This window comes from Streptomyces sp. NPDC028308 (assembly GCF_055565855.1).
Genome location: NZ_JBVHTO010000013.1, coordinates 231,547 through 248,625 on the forward strand (window position 1 = coordinate 231,547; position 17,079 = coordinate 248,625).

At 72.6% G+C, this 17,079-nt stretch carries 14 protein-coding genes; 6 read left to right on the forward strand and 8 right to left on the reverse strand.

The genetic code is table 11. The features are described from left to right. Positions 1-7 precede the first annotated feature (7 nt). From ACZ4VA_RS29890 to ACZ4VA_RS29900, 3 genes are read left to right on the forward strand one after another with little or no spacing between them, the layout of a single operon-like run. Positions 8-829: a hypothetical protein gene (locus ACZ4VA_RS29890; protein WP_355789209.1), complete on the forward strand. Its 822-nt coding sequence runs from the start codon at positions 8-10 to the stop codon at positions 827-829. Continuing rightward, a complete protein-coding gene (locus ACZ4VA_RS29895; RefSeq protein WP_468083141.1) occupies positions 829-2,772 on the forward strand; it encodes a fumarate reductase/succinate dehydrogenase flavoprotein subunit in 1,944 nt (647 codons plus the stop codon). The genes ACZ4VA_RS29890 and ACZ4VA_RS29895 overlap by 1 nt, the downstream gene beginning before the upstream one ends. Next, on the forward strand, positions 2,769-3,539 hold the full coding sequence (locus ACZ4VA_RS29900; protein WP_468083143.1) for a succinate dehydrogenase/fumarate reductase iron-sulfur subunit: 771 nt from the start codon (positions 2,769-2,771) through the stop codon (positions 3,537-3,539). Before ACZ4VA_RS29895 ends, ACZ4VA_RS29900 begins: the two co-directional genes overlap by 4 nt. Positions 3,540-3,558: 19 nt before the next feature. Here ACZ4VA_RS29900 and ACZ4VA_RS29905 read toward each other — a convergent pair whose 3' ends face one another. Next, positions 3,559-4,809: a glycoside hydrolase family 18 protein gene (locus ACZ4VA_RS29905; protein ID WP_468083145.1), complete on the reverse strand. Its 1,251-nt coding sequence runs from the start codon at positions 4,807-4,809 to the stop codon at positions 3,559-3,561. Between the two features lie 390 nt (positions 4,810-5,199). On the opposite strand from ACZ4VA_RS29905, the gene ACZ4VA_RS29910 reads away from it, so the two are divergent. Beyond that, complete coding sequence (locus tag ACZ4VA_RS29910) at positions 5,200-5,562, forward strand: hypothetical protein (RefSeq protein ID WP_356171776.1); 363 nt, start codon at positions 5,200-5,202, stop codon at positions 5,560-5,562. A 3-nt stretch (positions 5,563-5,565) separates the two neighbouring features. On the opposite strand, the gene ACZ4VA_RS29915 is transcribed toward ACZ4VA_RS29910, so the two are convergent. The 6 genes from ACZ4VA_RS29915 to ACZ4VA_RS29940 all read right to left on the reverse strand — a co-directional run bounded on the left by ACZ4VA_RS29915 (position 5,566) and on the right by ACZ4VA_RS29940 (position 12,600). Then, a complete protein-coding gene (locus ACZ4VA_RS29915; RefSeq protein ID WP_355787632.1) occupies positions 5,566-8,178 on the reverse strand; it encodes a SpoIIE family protein phosphatase in 2,613 nt (870 codons plus the stop codon). A gap of 307 nt (positions 8,179-8,485) precedes the next feature. Then, positions 8,486-8,917, reverse strand: coding sequence for an ATP-binding protein (locus ACZ4VA_RS29920; protein ID WP_355787635.1), 432 nt, complete (start codon positions 8,915-8,917; stop codon positions 8,486-8,488). 173 nt (positions 8,918-9,090) lie between these two features. Next, entirely contained in the window at positions 9,091-9,498 is a 408-nt protein-coding gene (locus ACZ4VA_RS29925; RefSeq protein ID WP_355787638.1) for a (deoxy)nucleoside triphosphate pyrophosphohydrolase, read from the reverse strand. A gap of 200 nt (positions 9,499-9,698) precedes the next feature. Continuing rightward, entirely contained in the window at positions 9,699-9,881 is a 183-nt protein-coding gene (locus ACZ4VA_RS29930; RefSeq protein WP_355787641.1) for an SPOR domain-containing protein, read from the reverse strand. Between the two features lie 643 nt (positions 9,882-10,524). Beyond that, a complete protein-coding gene (locus tag ACZ4VA_RS29935; protein WP_355787643.1) occupies positions 10,525-11,277 on the reverse strand; it encodes a GntR family transcriptional regulator in 753 nt (250 codons plus the stop codon). A gap of 147 nt (positions 11,278-11,424) precedes the next feature. Continuing rightward, positions 11,425-12,600 carry a DUF4190 domain-containing protein gene (locus tag ACZ4VA_RS29940; protein ID WP_356171771.1) on the reverse strand — a complete coding sequence of 392 codons (1,176 nt, stop codon included), beginning with the start codon at positions 12,598-12,600 and terminating at the stop codon, positions 11,425-11,427. A gap of 91 nt (positions 12,601-12,691) precedes the next feature. Here ACZ4VA_RS29940 and ACZ4VA_RS29945 point away from each other — a divergent pair, with 91 nt between their 5' ends. After that, entirely contained in the window at positions 12,692-13,891 is a 1,200-nt protein-coding gene (locus tag ACZ4VA_RS29945; protein ID WP_468083247.1) for a serpin family protein, read from the forward strand. Between the two features lie 13 nt (positions 13,892-13,904). Here ACZ4VA_RS29945 and ACZ4VA_RS29950 read toward each other — a convergent pair whose 3' ends face one another. Continuing rightward, a complete protein-coding gene (locus ACZ4VA_RS29950; protein ID WP_355791126.1) occupies positions 13,905-15,467 on the reverse strand; it encodes a S8 family peptidase in 1,563 nt (520 codons plus the stop codon). 214 nt (positions 15,468-15,681) lie between these two features. On the opposite strand from ACZ4VA_RS29950, the gene ACZ4VA_RS29955 reads away from it, so the two are divergent. After that, a complete protein-coding gene (locus ACZ4VA_RS29955; protein ID WP_355791129.1) occupies positions 15,682-16,788 on the forward strand; it encodes a pyridoxal-phosphate dependent enzyme in 1,107 nt (368 codons plus the stop codon). Positions 16,789-17,079: the final 291 nt, after the last annotated feature.

A 17,079-nucleotide genomic window follows, 5' to 3' on the forward strand; every position in this document is an offset into this window, starting at 1 on the left:
GCGACAGTTGACCACTGGTACGGAACCCCATCAGGACAGCGGCGGCGTACGGACACCCACGCGTGCCGCCATCGCCGCCCCGCATCTGCGGACCGACCGCTGGTGGCTGGCGCCCGCCGTCACCGCGGCCGGGCTGCTGGCCTTCATCGTCTACTCGACCTGGCGGGCCTTCGCGGACACCGACTACTACTCCGCCCCGTACGTGTCGCCGTTCTACTCGCCCTGTCTGGCCGAGCGGTGCCAGACCATGCACTCCGGACCGAACGCGGACGTCTTCGGGAGCTGGTGGGCGCTCTCGCCCGCCATCATCATCCTGATCTTCCCGCTCGGCTTCCGGCTGACCTGCTACTACTACCGCAAGGCCTACTACCGTGGCTTCTGGGCGAGCCCGCCGGCCTGCGCGGTGGCCGAGCCGCACAAGAAGTACACCGGTGAGACCCGCTTCCCGCTGGTCCTGCAGAACATCCACCGGTACTTCTTCTACGCGGCGATCGTCGTCGCCGGGATCCTCACGTACGACACCGTGCTCGCCTTCCGCGACGAGGACTACGCCTGGGGTCACATGGGCCTCGGCAGCCTGGTCTTCCTCGTGAACATCGTGCTGATCTGGGCGTACACCCTGTCGTGCCACTCGTGCCGGCACATCGTCGGCGGCAAGCTCAAGCACTTCTCCCGGCACCCCGTGCGCTACCGGATGTGGCAGTGGGTCGGCAAGCTGAACGCCCGTCACATGGCGCTGGCCTGGGCCTCGTTGGTGAGTGTCGCGCTCGCCGACTTCTACGTGTACCTGGTCGCGTCCGGCGCCTTCGACGATCCGAGGTTTTTCTGATGTCCGTAGTGGACCGGCAGGAGTGGGACGTCGTGGTGGTCGGCGCCGGCGGCGCCGGGCTCAGGGCCGCCATCGAGGCCCGGGAACGCGGCGCCCGCACGGCCGTGATCTGCAAGTCGCTGTTCGGCAAGGCGCACACGGTGATGGCCGAGGGCGGCATCGCGGCCGCCATGGGCAACGTGAACTCCGGCGACAACTGGCAGGTGCACTTCCGCGACACGATGCGCGGCGGCAAGTTCCTCAACCAGTGGCGAATGGCCGAACTGCACGCGCAGGAGGCCCCGGACCGGGTGTGGGAGCTGGAGACGTGGGGCGCCCTCTTCGACCGCACGGGCGACGGGCGGATCTCGCAGCGCAACTTCGGCGGGCACGAGTACCCGCGCCTCGCGCACGTCGGCGACCGGACCGGCCTCGAACTAATCCGCACGCTTCAGCAGAAGATCGTCTCCCTCCAGCAGGAGGACCACCGGGAGACGGGCGACTACGAGTCCCGCCTGAAGGTCTATCAGGAGTGCACCGTCACACGAATCCTGAAGGACGAGGACCGGGTGTCGGGCGCCTTCTGCTACGAGCGCGAGTCCGGCCGGTTCTTCGTCCTCGAAGCGCCCTCCGTCGTCATCGCGACCGGCGGCATCGGCAAGTCCTTCAAGGTGACGTCGAACTCGTGGGAGTACACCGGCGACGGGCACGCGCTCGCGCTCCTGGCCGGGGCACCCCTGCTGAACATGGAGTTCGTCCAGTTCCACCCGACGGGCATGGTCTGGCCGCCGTCGGTGAAGGGCATCCTCGTGACGGAGTCGGTGCGCGGCGACGGCGGCGTGCTGCGCAACTCCGAGGGCAAGCGCTTCATGTTCGATTACATCCCCGACGTCTTCAAGGAGAAGTACGCCCAGTCCGAGGAGGAGGGCGACCGCTGGTACGAGGACCCGGACCACAACCGCCGGCCCCCCGAGCTGCTGCCCCGCGACGAGGTGGCGCGGGCCATCAACGCGGAGGTCAAGGCGGGCCGCGGCTCCCCGCACGGCGGGGTGTTCCTGGACGTCTCCACGCGCATGCCCGCCGAGGTCATCCGGCGCCGACTGCCCTCCATGTACCACCAGTTCAAGGAGCTGGCCGACGTCGACATCACCGCCGAGGCGATGGAGGTCGGCCCGACCTGTCACTACGTGATGGGTGGCATCGCCGTCGAGTCGGACACAGCGGCGGCCCGCGGGGTACCGGGGCTGTACGCGGCCGGTGAGGTCGCCGGCGGCATGCACGGCTCCAACCGGCTGGGCGGCAACTCCCTCTCCGACCTGCTGGTCTTCGGGCGCCGGGCGGGCCTGCACGCGGCGGAGCACGCCGCCGCGCTCGCCGGCGACCGTCCCGCCGTGGAGGACCTGCAGATCGACGCGGCCGCCGCCGAGGCGCTGCGGCCCTTCTCCGCGGAGGGCCCCGAGCCGGGGCCGGAGAACGGACGCCCGCCGGAGAACCCGTACACCCTCCACCAGGAGCTCCAGCAGACGATGAACGACCTCGTCGGCATCATCCGCCGCGAGGCGGAGATGGAGACCGCGCTGGAGAAACTCGCCGACCTGCGGGTACGCGCGCGGCGCGCCGGAGTCGAGGGCCACCGGCAGTTCAACCCCGGCTGGCACCTCGCCCTGGACCTGCGCAACATGCTCCTCGTCAGCGAGTGCGTGGCACGGGCCGCGCTGGAGCGGACGGAGTCGCGCGGCGGCCATACGCGTGAGGACCACCCGGCGATGGACCGCGCGTGGCGCCGCGTGAACCTGCTGTGCCGGCTCACCGACCCGACCGGCGGGCTGGCGGCCACGGACCCGGTACGCGGCCAGATCGACCTCGTCCGGACCACCACCGAGCCCATCCGCCCCGACCTGCTCGCCCTCTTCGAGAAGGAGGAGCTGGTCAAGTACCTCGCCGAAGAGGAGCTGTACGAGTGAGCAGCTATCAGGCCCGCTTCAAGGTGTGGCGCGGCGACGTCGGCGGCGGTGACCTCCAGGACTTCACGGTCGAGGTCAACGACGGCGAGGTCGTCCTCGACATCGTCCACCGCCTCCAGGCGACGCAGGCCCCCGACCTCGCCGTGCGCTGGAACTGCAAGGCGGGCAAGTGCGGTTCGTGCTCGGCGGAGATCAACGGACGGCCGCGGCTGATGTGCATGACGCGGATGTCCGTGTTCACCCGCGAGGAGACGATCACCGTCACGCCCCTGCGCGCGTTCCCCGTCGTGCGCGACCTGGTGACGGACGTCGGCTTCAACTACATGAAGGCGCGCGAGGTGCCCGCGTTCGTGCCTCCCGCGGGGCTCGGCCCCGGCGAGTACCGGATGCAGCAGCAGGACGTGGACCGCTCGCAGGAGTTCCGCAAGTGCATCGAGTGCTTCCTGTGCCAGGACACCTGCCATGTCGTGCGCGACCACGAGGAGAACAAACCGGCGTTCGCCGGACCGCGCTTCCTGATGCGTGTCGCCGAACTGGACATGCACCCCCTGGACGCCGCCGAGGACAGCGGCCTGGACCGCAAGCGCAGCGCCCAGGACGACCACGGCCTCGGCTACTGCAACATCACCAAGTGCTGCACGGAGGTCTGCCCCGAGAGCATCAAGATCACGGACAACGCCCTGATCCCCCTGAAGGAACGCGCGGCGGACCGCAAGTACGATCCGCTGGTGTGGCTCGGCTCCAAGATCGGCAGGCGGCGGAGCTGAACGTCCGGGCCGCCCGCCGTCATCCGACCCAGCCCTCCCGGTACGCCGTCCAGTCCTCCTCGCGGGCCGCGAAGTCCACGTAGAGGGCCACGCCGAAGCGGGCGCGGGTGCGGTCCGTGCGGGAGAGGCCGAGGCGGGTGCCCCGGACGGCAGCCGCGACCGTCTCCGCGTTCTCGTGGTGGCTCATGTCGTCCTCGTGGAAGAAGGGCAGTCCCATCAGCAGGTCCGTGGACTCGGGGGTGACCTCCAGGGCGAGCGAGGTCTGCTGGGCGACATAGCCGCCGAACAGGCTCTCCAGCGGCAGCGCGGTGTCGTACGTCATGACGGCGATCTGGTCGACCCGTCGCGCGACCTGCCCGAAGAACGCCTGCGACCACCACTTGGGGTGGCCCGTGAGGGTGCCCCGGACGGAGTTGGCCGCCGGGAGCGGGTCGATCTGGTGGGCGGCGACGGACAGCGGCACGCCCCGCGCGCGGGTGACCCGGTGCAGGTCGTCGAGGAGCGCGAGGTAGTTCCGGTCGCCCGAGTGCAGGGGCTCCAGGTCGAAGTGGGCCCCGTCGAAGCCGGCGGTGAGGATCTGCCGGGTGGAGCGCACCACGGCGTCCCTGGTCGCCGCGCGCTCCAGCCGCATCCCGTGCGGCCCCTCGCTCGCGAGCGCGTCGCCCAGCCAGGCCTGGACGCGTACCCCGGGCAGTTCCCGGTGCACGGCCTCGATGAGCCAACGCGCCCTCGGGTAGGCCGACTCGGGCAGCGTCCCGTCGTGCTCCAGCGGCCCGGCGTGCACGTACAGGTCCCGTATGCCGGTGGCGCGCAGCCGTCTCGCCAGCACCTCGACGTCCGCGTCCCGCTTCCGCCCGTCGACCCAGGCGTGCCCGAGCCACAGGGCGTCCCGGTTCCGGGTCTGGGTGCCGGCGGCCGGGTCTCCGGCGTAGTTGACGCGCAGGGCGACACCGGCCGCGAGGGGCGGGAGCAGCAGGACGAGCGCGAGGACGAGGGCGATGCGCTTGGGCCGTCGCAGCGACGGCCGCCGCCACACGTCCCACGCCCGCCTGGCCCACCCGGCCCGGGACCGCGCCCCGTCCCCACCGCCACTTCCGGGCTCCCCACCCGCGCCGGCCGCCGGGCCCGGCTCCCCTGGGCCTCCCGGCTCACCGGTCTCGTCCGTCCCGACGGACGCCTGCGGCTGAGCGGGCGCCTGCGGGTGGGTGAGGGGCTCCTGCTCTTCGGACGCCTGGGGCTGGGCTGGTGCCTGCGGGTGCGTGGGCGGCACCGGCTCCGCACGCTCATCCGACCCCTCGGGCGCCTGCGGCCGGGTGGGGGTCTCCTGCCCTTCGGGCGCCTGCGGGGGCGTGGGTGGCAGCGGCTCCTCCGGCGGCTGTGACTGCCCGGACGGCACCGGCTCGTCGGGCCACTCCGACTGCTCGGGGCGCTCCGGCTCCTCCGGCGGCTTCGTTCTCGCAGAGTTCTCTGAGCGGCCCGGCTGTTCCAAGTCCCCCGGTATGTGCGGCTGTTGCGGCTCCCAGTTCCGCCCCGGCATTCCTCGCCCCGTGTCCATCCCCCACGCCCCTCCGTCGCTCCCCCGAACCCTGCGTACCTTAGGCCTCGCCCCGTGGCGGCGGCCCGCTCGCGTCCTCGCACAGGGGGCCATACGCTCCCAAAGGTGACGACACTGACGAGCCGGAGCCGGGCACGGGCGGCGTACGCCGTCGCCGGGGGGCTGTTGGCGTTGGGCTGGCTGTCGGCGCCGGTCGCGGAGGGAAGCACCGGCGCCCCGGCGGCGGGCGCGACCGCACCCGCGGACCCCGCTCCGGTCGCCGCGGGCCCGCGCGCCGACGAGGACGGCGTCTCCACCGCCGACCTCGTGCTGCCCGTCGTCACGGTGGCCGTCGCGGGGGCGCTGGCCTCGTACGGGTATCTGCGGCGCATACGGCGCGCCCGTACACGTACGACTCCCGGCAGCGCCGCCCGCTCGCACCGGGCCGACCCGTCCGACCGTGCCGATCCGCCGGGACCGGCGGGGTGAGCGTCAGAACAGACTGAGCAGCGCCTCCGCCGGATCCGCGAGGCCCGTCTCCCCGTCGGGGAGCGGCAGTTCGAACCAGACCGTCTTGCCGCGGGGTGTGCGCCGGGACCCCCAGGCCGCGGAGAGCAGCCCGACGAGCTGGAGCCCGCGCCCGCCCTCGTCGGTGTCCCGCGCCCGGCGCCGGCGCGGCTGGACGAGCCCCGCGTCCCAGACCTCGCACACCAGCGTCCGGTCGAGCAGCAGCCGCAGTCTGATCTCGCCCTCGCCGTACCGCAGGGCGTTCGTCACCAGCTCGCTGACCAGCAGTTCCGCCGTGTCGACAAGGGGTTCCAGGTCCCAGGAGAGCAACTGGCCGCGCGCGTACTCACGGGCGCGGCCCACGCTGCGCGGCTCACGCGGCAGCGTCCAGTCACCGACGGACTCGGCGGGCAGGCCCTGGACACGTGCCATCAGCAACGCGATGTCGTCCTCGCCGTGGTGCGTGTCGAGGGTGCTGAGGACGTGGTCGCAGACGTCCTCCAGGGGCCGGGTGGGGTCGGTCAGCGCTCCGACGAAGGCCTGGAGCCCCTCGTCCAGCGGATGGTCGCGCGACTCGACCAGTCCATCCGTGTAGAGCGCGAGCAGAGCGCCCTCCGGGAGTTCCACCTCGACCTCCTCGAACGGCTCGCCGCCGACCCCGAGGGGCATGCCCGGCGGCACGTCGAGCATCAGCGCGCTCTCGCCGGGCTCGACCAGCACCGGGGGCAGGTGGCCCGCGTTGGCGAAGGTGCACCGCCGGGTGACGGAGTCGTAGACCGCGTACACGCAGGTGGCGAGGTAGACCTCGGAGAGGTCGGCGTCACGGGGCTGGCGGGCTGTGCGGGTGGCCTGCTGGACTCCGCCGGGGGTGCCGAGCCCGCGGGCGATCTCGTCCAACGCCGAGAGCACCTCGGCGGGTTCGAGGTCCAGCAGGGCCAGGGTGCGGACGGCGGTGCGCAGTTCACCCATGGCGACGGCGGCGCGCAGACCGCGGCCCATCACGTCGCCGACGACAAGTGCCGTGCGGTGGCCGGGTAGTTCGATGACGTCGAACCAGTCGCCGCCGACCTCGGTGGCCGCGTTGCCCGGGAGGTAGCGGCAGGCGATGTCCAGGCCGGATGCCTCGGGGTCGCCGGGCGGCAGCAGGGACCGTTGCAGCATCAGCGCCCGCTCGTGCTCGCGGCGGTACAGCCGGGCGTTGTCGATGCAGACGGCCGCCCGCGCGGCCAGTTCCACCGCCAGGGCGCGGTCGCGTTCGCCGAACGGCTCGCTGCCCTTCGTACGGGAGAACTGGGCCAGGCCGACGACGGTGTCGTGGGCGACCATCGGGACGGCCAGCGTGGACTGTATGAGGCCGCCTTCCTCGGCGGGGATGTGCTGCGGCCGTGCGGTGCGCAGGGCGTCCGCGCAGGAGGAGTTGAAGGAGTAGTGGTGGACGGCGCCGACGGCGACGGGCGCGGGCCCGCCGGCGAAGGGCGCGTCGGAGACGGCACTGGAGAAGGCGACCCGGCGCAGCTCGGCGCTGCCGTCGGCGAGGCCCGGCGGGGTCTCGTCGCCGGCCAGGAGCCCTTGGTAGAGGTCGACGGTCGCGAGGTCGCAGAAGCCGGGGACGACGACGTCGAGGAGCTCGCGGGCGGTGGTCTCCAGGTCGAGGGAGTTCCCTATCCGGGCGCCGGCCTCGTTCAGCAGGGCCAGGTTGCGCCGGGCGGCGGCGGCCTCGCGGGCGGCGGCGCGGCGGCGGGTGATGTCGGTTCCCAGCCAGGCGATGCCGATGGGGCGGCCGGTGCCGCTGTGCACGCGGTAGAGGTTGACCGACCAGTGCCGGCGCTCGTCGGAGTCGGGCAGTTGGCCCGTGACGTGCATGTCGGTGATGGAGTTGCCGGTCTCCAGGACGCGTCGCAGGGTCGCGGCGACGCGCTCGGCCTCCGAGCGCGGCAGGTAGTCGTGGACGGTCCGGCCGCGGTGGTCGTCGACGCTCCCACCGAACACCGAGGCGAAACGCTCGTTGGCCCGGCGGATCCGCAGGTCGCTGTCGATCAGCAGGAACCCGAAGGGAGATTGACCGAAAATCGCCTGAGAGGCGGCGAGGTCCGTCTCGATCCGGCGCAGGGTGCGCACGTCCACGACGATGCAGACGGCCGCCTGCTCGCCGTGCTCGGTCGTGGTCGGCATCACGTAGACCTCGGCGAGGCCCTCCGTGGCGCCGTCGGCCTCGGCGGGGGCCGGCAGCCGGAAGGGGACCACGCCGGTCCACTCGCGGCCGTCGAGGATCTCCGCCATCTTGCGGTGGCCGCGCTCACGCTGGTCGGAGGCGACGAACGCCTCGATCGGGTCCATGCCGACGGCGCGCTCGGCGGAGATCCCGAAGATCTGCTCGGCGCGCAGGCTCCACTGGTCGACGAGCCCGTCGGGGCCGATGGAGAACGACGCGACCTTGATGTAGTCGTAGATCGAGCCGGGCGGACTGCTCTGCCACATCGCGTCGCCCGCGCCCTCCGCGTCGCCCACCGCGTCTCCGGGCCCGCCGGGCGTGACCTCGCCCGCGGCGCGGTCCGACGGGTCCTCGGACTCCGTGGCCTTCGCTGGTATCTCGCTCACGCGAACCGTCCCCTCCAGCTCACCGCGTCCGGCACCGGTCACCGGGGGCGGCTGCCCGCAGTATCCAGCACTACGGCCCCGCACAACACGGTGTTCACGATCACAGCACGGTCCCGATGGTTTTTGGACCGGCCGCCACATACTTCCAGTCTTCTAACCAGGTGAGGCCCAGTCGAACCAAAGACGGACGTCGGCCTCCCTGGCCGGATCCGTGCGATTCCGCCGCACGCCGCCGCCCGGGGAACCGCGCGCACCGGCCGGGTGCCCGCGCACCGGTCCCCCATGCATGGGGTCCGCCCCGCACCTCTCAACCGGGGACCGCCAGCTCGAACCACACGGTCTTGCCCGCCTCACCTGGCCGCATGCCCCAGCGGCGCGAGGACCCGGCCACCAGCTGGAGACCGCGCCCGCCCTCGTCGTCGGGGTGGGCCGACCGCTCCCGGGGCAGCTCGGGAAGGGGGTCGGAGACCTCGACGAGCAGCGCGTCCGGCATCGCGGCGGGGCGCAGCAGCCGTACCCCGATGGGGCCGGTGGCGTGCCGCAGCGAGTTGGTCACCAGCTCGCTGACCAGCAGGGCGGTGATGTCACCGAGGGAGTCGAGGCCCCAGGTGCGCAGCTGGCCGCGCACGAGGGCACGGGCGGTACGGACGGCGCCGGGCTCCGCGGGAAAGGTCCATTCGACGCATTCGCCTTCGGTGTGGAGCACGCCGATCACTTCCCAGGCCAGAAGCCCACCCATGTCCGGTTTCGTGGGGTTAATGGGCACATACCCGATATCCGTGACGCCTTACCGCGTTCGTCGGCGCACTGTGGCACGAACGGCGTACGGAAGGGCCGGACGGCGGGACCGGGTGCGCCGCGCACCTTCCCCGCCCTACGTGCCGTGCGCGCCGTACGCCCCGCACGCGCCCCTCAGGCCGAGGGGCTCCACCACGGGAGGACGGCGCGGACGGCGGGGACGTCCTGGTCGAGCCAGTCCACGTCGTCGATCTCGTCCGGCGTCAGCCAGCGCAGTGCGTCGTGGTCCTGGAGGGGCTTCGGCTCGGCCGAGTGGGGGAGCAGGCGGGCGGTCCACACGCGCATGACGAGCCCGGGCTTCAGGGGCCACTCCCCCGGGACCCGCTCGCCGGGCTCGGTGTCGACGCCCAGCTCCTCGCGCAGCTCGCGCACGAGGGCGGCTTCGGGAGCCTCGCCGGGCTCGACCTTGCCGCCGGGCAGTTCCCAGCGGCCGGCCAGTTCGGGAGGGGCACTGCGGCGAGCGGCGAGCAGACGCCCTTCGCCCAGCAGAGCGGCCGCGACGACCACGATCCGTTCGGTCATGCGCCGGAGCCTACGGGAGCGGCGGGAAGTCCCGTTCCGGGACGGCGGCGCGAGATCGGCGGGCGACTGCTCCGCTACGGCGGCACGGACCGGCGGGAGAGCGGCGGATCCTACGAAGACCGGGAGCGCGGGCACCGGGAGCACGGAACGCCGTGCGCACCTTCACCTTGAGGCAGCGTGGGTCACCGTGAGGGAGCGGGTCACCTCGCGCCGTTCTGACCGATCCGCTCGACCCAGTAGAGCTGCTTGTGCCCGCGGGCGTCGAGGCTGTCCGCGATCTTCTGCGCCTCGGCGCGGGTCGCGTACCGGCCGACGCGGTAGCGATTGCCGTTGTCGTCCTGCCGTATGACGAGCCAGGGGAGAGTGATCGTGCCGTCGTTCATCGCGCCCCTCCACTTCCCGTCCCCGGCCTGCGCCGCGCCCCGCTCCATAAGGAAACCGCAATCCGCATATGCCCGAGCCTACGCCTAACCTTCACGGAGCGAATACGGGTTTTCACAAAGAGGTACGCAACCGGCCATGACGGAGGGGGCGCACGCCGTCGAATGCGCCGTGGAGCGCCGGTTGAGCCTACGTCGAGCGGCGCCGGAGCAGCGCGCGAGCAGGCCCGGGAACCCGGCCGGGACCCCACGCGCGAGAAAGGCCAGATACCAACTGCCCTGAGGACAGGCACCACTTGACGACCGGCGGCCCCCAGCCCCGCATGAACGCGACCGCCAACGGCTTCCCATCCGTACGCACGTGACCGTCAGCGGGCCCCCGCCCGCGCCGCGCAGGACCACCGACGGACCCCCGTCTGTGCGAACGTGACCGCCGCCGGCCTCCCGCTCCGCACCGCACGAACGTGACCGCCGACGGACCTACGTCCGTACGAACGCTGAAAGGCGCCGGACTCCCGCCTCACGGCGCGGACTTGGGCGACCGTCGGGCTCCCGCCACGCGCCGCACCTGCGCCGCCGGACAGGCAATCTCGCGGCCCTGCCCCTGGGCACGACGACCGCGGCCCTCGCGCCCGGGGAGGGGCGGCTACTTCACCGGCAGGTGGTACGCCACCCGGTAGCGGTCCGCCGGTACGACCACGTCGGCCGTCTCGACCGGCCGCCCCGACGCGTAGTACGTCCGCTGGACGACGAGGACGACGTGGCCGGGGACGCCGCCCAGCGCGAGGAGTTCCTCGGCGAGGCCGGGGCGCGCGCCGACCTCCTCGGTCACGTTGTCCACGATCACGTCGATGGCGGCCATGCGCTCGACGACGCCCATGCCGCCGAGGGGTCCCTCCTCGGGGAGCATGACGGGGGTGCGGCCGGTGACGGCGAGCGGCTCCCACGAGGTGGAGAGCATCATCACCTCGCCGGCGTCCCGGAAGACGTACTTGGTGCACATGACGCGGTCGCCGGGCTTGATGGCGAGCCGCTCGGCGATCGCGCTGTCGGCCTCCGTCTGCTTACTGTGCGACTCCCACGTGCCGCGCGCGGAGGACTCGGCCTGCTCCTGGCGGAAGGGGGTCGCGCCGCTGTCCGGGCGGTACCCGGAGCGGGCGACGCGGCGCGGCACGGGCCGCTCGCGCACATAGGTCCCGGAGCCGGAGCGGCCCTCGACCAGGCCCTCGGCCATCAGCACCTTGCGTGCCTCCAGGGCGACGGTGTCCGAGACGCCGTACTCCTCGCGGATGCGGGCCTGGGAGGGGAGACGGGTGTGCGGGGGAAGTGAACCGTCGACGATCTTCTTACGGAGATCACCCGCGACGCGCAGGTACGCCGGCTGCTCACCGAATGTCACTGGCCGCTCCCATCAGGTTGTACAGACAGCAACAGCGTGGCAACCGTGGGTTCTCTCGTGCAAGCAAAGGCCAGAGAATCACTCGATGTGATGACATGCGGCCCGCGAGGGCTTTACGCAGGCACTTTCTCCCCGCTATGGCAGCGATCACACCTCCGCGTCGTCACCGTCTCCCCCGCCGACCCCGTCGCCGCCGTCCCCCAGGTACTCCGGCGGCGTGGTGTCGAGCCCCAGGGCCTTGCGTGCCGTGACCGTCCGGTGGGGGTCGATCAGCTCGGCCCCCTTGTCGTAGTGCCGTTGGAACGCGTCGGCGTCCCGGGCGCCGGCCGCCTTCGCCCACTCCTTCCGCGCCGCCTCGATGTCGTCGACGAGTGCGGCCACGGGCTTCGCCGCCCCCGGCTCGAAGGTGTGGCCGCGCAGCAGTTCCGCCTGCTCCGTGAGCGCGTCCGACACCCGGTCCGCCCACTTCCGGTGACCGGGCAGGTCGTCCTCGACGTACTCCTCGGGCGCCGTGTCCATCGCCGTGTTGAGCACGCGCGCGGCTTCCAGGTAGGCGAGCTGGTCCGCGTCGAGGGTGGTGGCGTCGTTGCGCAGCGAGCCGGTCAGGCTGCGCTTCTCGTCCATGTTCCCGAACATGCAGGTGATCTCGCGGTCGCCCACGCGCCAGCTCTGCCGGGTGGGCGTGAAGTAGTAGACGTCCACGTCGTCCGGGACGGCCCAGGTGTCCATGGCGTACCGGTCCTGAAGCGCGTAGCACTTGGTGTCGGCGATGTCGTTGATCCTGTCCTCGCCGGGGTAACTCTCCTGCTGCATGGTGAAGTTGGCGAACACCTCCGCGTCGTGCCTGCCCGTGCACGGCACCCGGTCGACGTCGTACGCGTAGCCCTCCAGGGAGCCGTCCGGCGCGTCGAAGCACTCGCCCTCGTCGACGGAGAAGGTGACGCCGGACCCGCCGGCCGCCGCGTCCCTGAACCCCTCCTGGAAGTCCGCCCAGAAGCCGCCGAGGGAGCCCAGCACGATCAGTACGAGACCGAGCGACGACATGACCATGCCGCCCACCGCCAGACCCGTGCCCCGCTCGCCGCGCTTCTTGATCTGGCGGAGCGCGACGATGCCGAGGACCAGTCCCACGGCGGGCAGGAAGCACAGGATGCCCAGCACGAGGGCCGCGATCGCCAGGCCGTTCACGGGCGCCGGACGGTTGTAGGGCGAGTACCCCTGGCCCCAGGTGCGGTACGGCAGCTGCGGGTACGGGCCCTGCGCGTGAGGCGGCGGGTACGGACCCTGCGGCTGCTCGGGCCCGGGCGGCGGGGGTATGGCCACTAGTACCTTGCTCCTCGTGCGGGATGTACGGACGGCCGAGCGCCTGTCGTACGGCTGGGCGAATGGTAAGCGGGACGCGGGCGGGGGCGGTATGCGCACGACGAAGGCGACGATCCGGGCGGTCAACGGCCTCACCGCCCGGTGGGCCGAGACCGTGTCCGGCGCCACGGTGTTCTCCGCGGCCGGGGTCTGGCCCCTGCTGGGGTTCCTCGCCGACGGCGCCGGCGGGGCGGCCCGGGCGGAGCTGTCCGAGGCCGTCGGCCTGCCCGCGGACGAATGCGCGCTCCGGGCCCGGGAGTTGCTGAACGCGCTGGCGGAGGTGCCGGGAGTCGCGGCGGCGCTCGGGCTGTGGACCGACCGCACGCTGGAGCTGCGGGAGGCGTGGGAGGCCGGGCTGCCCGCGGGAACGCACGGGGTCCTCACCGGCGTCGGGGACACCGACCGCGCGGCCCTGGACGCCTGGGCGGCGAAGCGGACCGACGGGCAGATCCGCCGAATGCCCGTCACCCTCACCGACGGTACCGAGTTGGTGCTCGCCGGCGCGCTGACCCTGCGCACCGACTGGTACCGGCCCTTCGAGGAGTCCTTCCTGTGCCCGGAGACGGGGCCGTGGCGCGACCTCGTGCTGAAGGGACTGCGGCGCACCACCGCCCTGCTGGACCGTGTCGGGGTGGCGGACACCCCGCACGGCGCGCTCACCGAGCTGAAGGTCCTCGGCACGACCGGCGTCGACGTCCATCTGCTGCTCGGCGAGGAGGGGACGGCCCCCGGCCGGGTACTGGGCGAGGGGGTGCGCCTGCTCGCGGGCGAGCGGACGGTCGTAACGGGCCACCGGCTGCCGTACGGCGAGGCGGGTCCCGGTGTGCGGGTGGAGCGCGAGTGCTGCGAGACGCCGCGACCGCCGTCACTGGAGGTCGCCACGGTGCCGTTCGCCCTGTCCGGCGAGCACGATCTGCTGCGGCTGCCGGAACTGTTCGGTCTCACGACGGCGCGGGACGAGCGCCAAGGGCACTTCCCCGGGATCAGCGCCCGGCCGCTGTGCGTGGGTTCGGCCCGGCAGTCCGCCACGGCGTCGTTCGGCGCCCTCGGTTTCCGGGCCGCGGCGGTGACCGCCGTGGAGATGCTCGCGGCAGGGGCGCCGTCCACGCCGCGTCACTTCACGACGACCGTCCACGCCGGGTTCGACCGGCCCTTCGGCTTCCTGGCGGTACACCGCCGCTCGCGCCTCGTCCTCGCGGCCGGCTGGGTCGACGACCCGGAACCGTTCCGCGAGGACGAGGAGTGCTACTGAGGCCGGCGAGCCGTCAGAACTGCAGGGCCCAGGCGTCGATCTTCCCGGTGTCCGCAGCCGCGTTGTCGCTCACGCGCAGCTTCCACGTGCCGTTGGCCGCCTCGGAGGAGGCGTTCACCGAGTACGTGGTGTCGATGTTGTCCGAACTGCCGCCCGTCCCGTACGCCTTGAGGGTGTACGCCGAACCGTCGGGGGCGATCAGCTGGACCTGGAGGTCGCCGATGTACGTGTGCACGATGTGCACCTCGACGGACAGCGCGGCGGGCGCGTTGCCCGTGACGCCGCTGACGGTGACCGGGGACTCGACCGTCGTGTTGTCGGCGATCGCGTAGTCACCGGTGTTCTCGAAGCGCGGTCCGGGCGGGGTCGTCGTACCGCCGCCGACGTTCAGGAGGCGGTTGGGCGAGCCGGTGCCGGGGCTGGTGACGACGCCGGTGGAGGCGGCGGCGACGAGGCCCGAGGCGACCTGCGCGGGCGTGGAACCGGGGTGGTCGGCCAGGTAGAGAGCCGCCGCGCCCGTCACGTGCGGGGTCGCCATCGACGTACCGGAGATGGTGTTCGTCGCCGTGTCGCTGGTGTTCCACGAGGAGGTGATCGACGACCCCGGGGCGAAGATGTCCAGCGCGGAACCGTAGTTGGAGAAGCTGGAGCGGGCGTCGGACGACGTGGTCGAACCGACGGTGATGGCCTCGGCGACCCGCGCGGGCGAGTAGTTGGAGGCGTTCGCGTTGTCGTTGCCGGCGGCCACGGCGAAGGTGACGCCGGAGGCGATGGCGTTGCGCACGGCCGTGTCGAGCGCGCTGTCCGCGCCGCCGCCGAGCGACATGTTGGCGACCGAGGGCCCGCTGTGGTTGCGGGCCACCCAGTCGATGCCGGCGACGACCTGGGCGGTCGTCCCGGAGCCCGAGTTGTTGAGCACGCGGACGCCGACGATCTTCGCCTTCTTGGCCACGCCGTACGCGTTGCCGGCCACCGTGCCCGCGACGTGCGTGCCGTGGCCGTTGCCGTCCTGGGCGGTGTTGTCGTTGTCGACGGCGTCGTAGCCGTAGGAGGCACGGCCGCCGAAGTCGCTGTGGGTGATCCGGACGCCCGTGTCGACGATGTAGGCGGTCACACCCTGCCCGGCGCTGTCGGGGTAGGTGTACTTGCTGTCGAGCGGCAGGGCCTTCTGGTCGATGCGGTCCAGGCCCCAGGAGGGCGGGTTGGTCTGGGTCGCGTTGATGTGGAAGGTGCGGTTCTGCACTACGGAGGCCACGGCCGGGTCGGCGGCGAATCGTTTCGCCTCAGCCGGGGTCGCCTCGATGGCGTAGCCGTTCAGGGCCTTGGTGTAGGTCCGCTCGATCTCGGCGCCGTAGGTCCTGGCGAGGGCCTTGCCCCGGGCGGAGGACGACTTCGCGGCCTGCGGGTCCAGGGTCACGATGTAGCTGTTCGCGACCGCGTCGGCGTCGCCGGCGTACTGGATGCGGCCCTCACGGGCGGGGGCGGCGTTCGCGGGGAGCGCCGAGACGATGCCGAGTACGAGGGCCGCGGCTGCCGCGCCGGCCAGTCTTCGGCGGGTGTGACGCATCACTGCCATCTGAGGGTTCCTCTTCGATCGGTGGTGCGCTGGTGGGGGATGGTGCACGAACCGAGACGACAGGGGCATGACAATCTGCTGTGGCTTCCCTGTGCGTCAGCCGAAAGATTGAGGCTTCCACAGGAATTGCACAAGGGTCCTGCAGGGCCGTAACGCGAGTGCCATATGCCCGTCATGACAGACCGTCACCAACCGGTCGATCTAACCTGCGTTCATGACACCCTTGCCGGATTGTTTCTGCCCCACGGACGGCACGCGCGTCCCCGCCGGATCGCTCGCCTGGTGCTGCCCGAGCTGCGGCGGCCCGCTGGATCTGGACTTCTCCCCGACGCCCGCGACCCTCAAGTCCCTTGCCGGACGGGTGAATTCGCTCTGGCGTTACGCGGAGTGCCTGCCGCTGGCCGCGCCGACGGTCAGCCTCGGCGAGGGCCGCACCCCTCTGGTGCCGCTCCGTGACGGCGTCTCGGCCAAGCTCGACTTCCTCATGCCGACCCTGTCGTTCAAGGACCGCGGCGCCGTACTGCTCGCCGAGCTGGCGCTGCGGCTGCGGCCCCGGCGGGTGCTCGCGGACAGCAGCGGCAACGCGGGCACGGCCGTCGCCGCGTACTGCGCGCGGGCCGCGCTGCCCTGCACGGTGTACGTCCCCGCGGCGACCTCGCCGAAGAAGCTGGAGCAGATCGAGGCGCACGGCGCACGGCTGCACGTCGTCGACGGCGACCGCGAGGCCACGGCGGCGGCGGCCCGGGAGGCGGCGGACGACCCGGAGACCTTCTACGCCTCCCACGTCTTCAACCCGTACTTCCTGCACGGCACGAAGACCTACGTCCACGAACTGTGGGAGGCCCTCGACGGACGCCTCCCGGACATCCTGGTCGTGCCGGTCGGCAACGGCACGCTGCTCCTCGGCGCCGCGCTCGCCGTCGCCGAGCTGCACGCGGCGGGCTTCATCGACCGGCGGCCCGCCCTGTACGCGGTCCAGTCCGCCGCGGTGGCGCCGCTCGCCCACGCCTGGGCCGAGGGCGCGGACGACCTGGTCGGCGTCACGGCCGCGGCGCCCACCTTCGCGGAGGGCATCGCGATCCCCCGGCCGCCCCGGGCCCGCCAGATCCTGCGCGCGGTACGGGAGTCGGGCGGGACCTTCCTCACGGTGACCGACGACCAGATCCGGCACGCGCAGACGGACCTGGCGTCACAGGGGCTGTACGTCGAGCCGACGGGGGTCGCGTGCTGGGCGGCCGTACGGGAGGAGCAGCTCGGCGCACGCACGGCGGTGGTGCCGCTGTGCGGGGCGGGGGCGAAGACGGGGCTGGCCCGGGGGTAGGGGGCGGGGGTGAGGGATCCGGTCGCGGGGCGGCTCGCCGGGGGGGGCGGGGGGAAGGCCGGGAGCGGGAGCGCCTGTGGGCGGGGACGCCGAGGGCGGGAGGGCCGGGAGCGGGAGCGCCGGGAGCGGGAGCGCCGAGGGCACGAACGCCTACGGCGGAGGTGGCGAGTGCCCGCGGGCGCGGAGGCTCATGGCCCGTGGGCGGCTACGGACGGCCGGGGCCCGGGGGGGGCGCGGCTACGGACGGCCGAGGGCGCCGGGGGGGCGGGGGCGGCTACGGACGGCCGGGGG

Excerpts from the sequence above, each read along its gene's own strand:
- ACZ4VA_RS29895 (WP_468083141.1), top strand. The coding sequence starts at position 829 with ATGTCCGTAGTGGACCGGCAGGAGTGGGACGTCGTGGTGGTCGGCGCC.
- ACZ4VA_RS29920 (WP_355787635.1), bottom strand. The coding sequence starts at position 8,917 with ATGGGTGGGCTTCTGGCCTGGGAAGTGATCGGCGTGCTCCACACCGAA.
- ACZ4VA_RS29925 (WP_355787638.1), bottom strand. The coding sequence starts at position 9,498 with ATGACCGAACGGATCGTGGTCGTCGCGGCCGCTCTGCTGGGCGAAGGG.
- ACZ4VA_RS29930 (WP_355787641.1), bottom strand. The coding sequence starts at position 9,881 with ATGAACGACGGCACGATCACTCTCCCCTGGCTCGTCATACGGCAGGAC.
- ACZ4VA_RS29945 (WP_468083247.1), top strand. The coding sequence starts at position 12,692 with ATGCGCACGACGAAGGCGACGATCCGGGCGGTCAACGGCCTCACCGCC.
- ACZ4VA_RS29950 (WP_355791126.1), bottom strand. The coding sequence starts at position 15,467 with ATGGCAGTGATGCGTCACACCCGCCGAAGACTGGCCGGCGCGGCAGCC.
- ACZ4VA_RS29955 (WP_355791129.1), top strand. The coding sequence starts at position 15,682 with ATGACACCCTTGCCGGATTGTTTCTGCCCCACGGACGGCACGCGCGTC.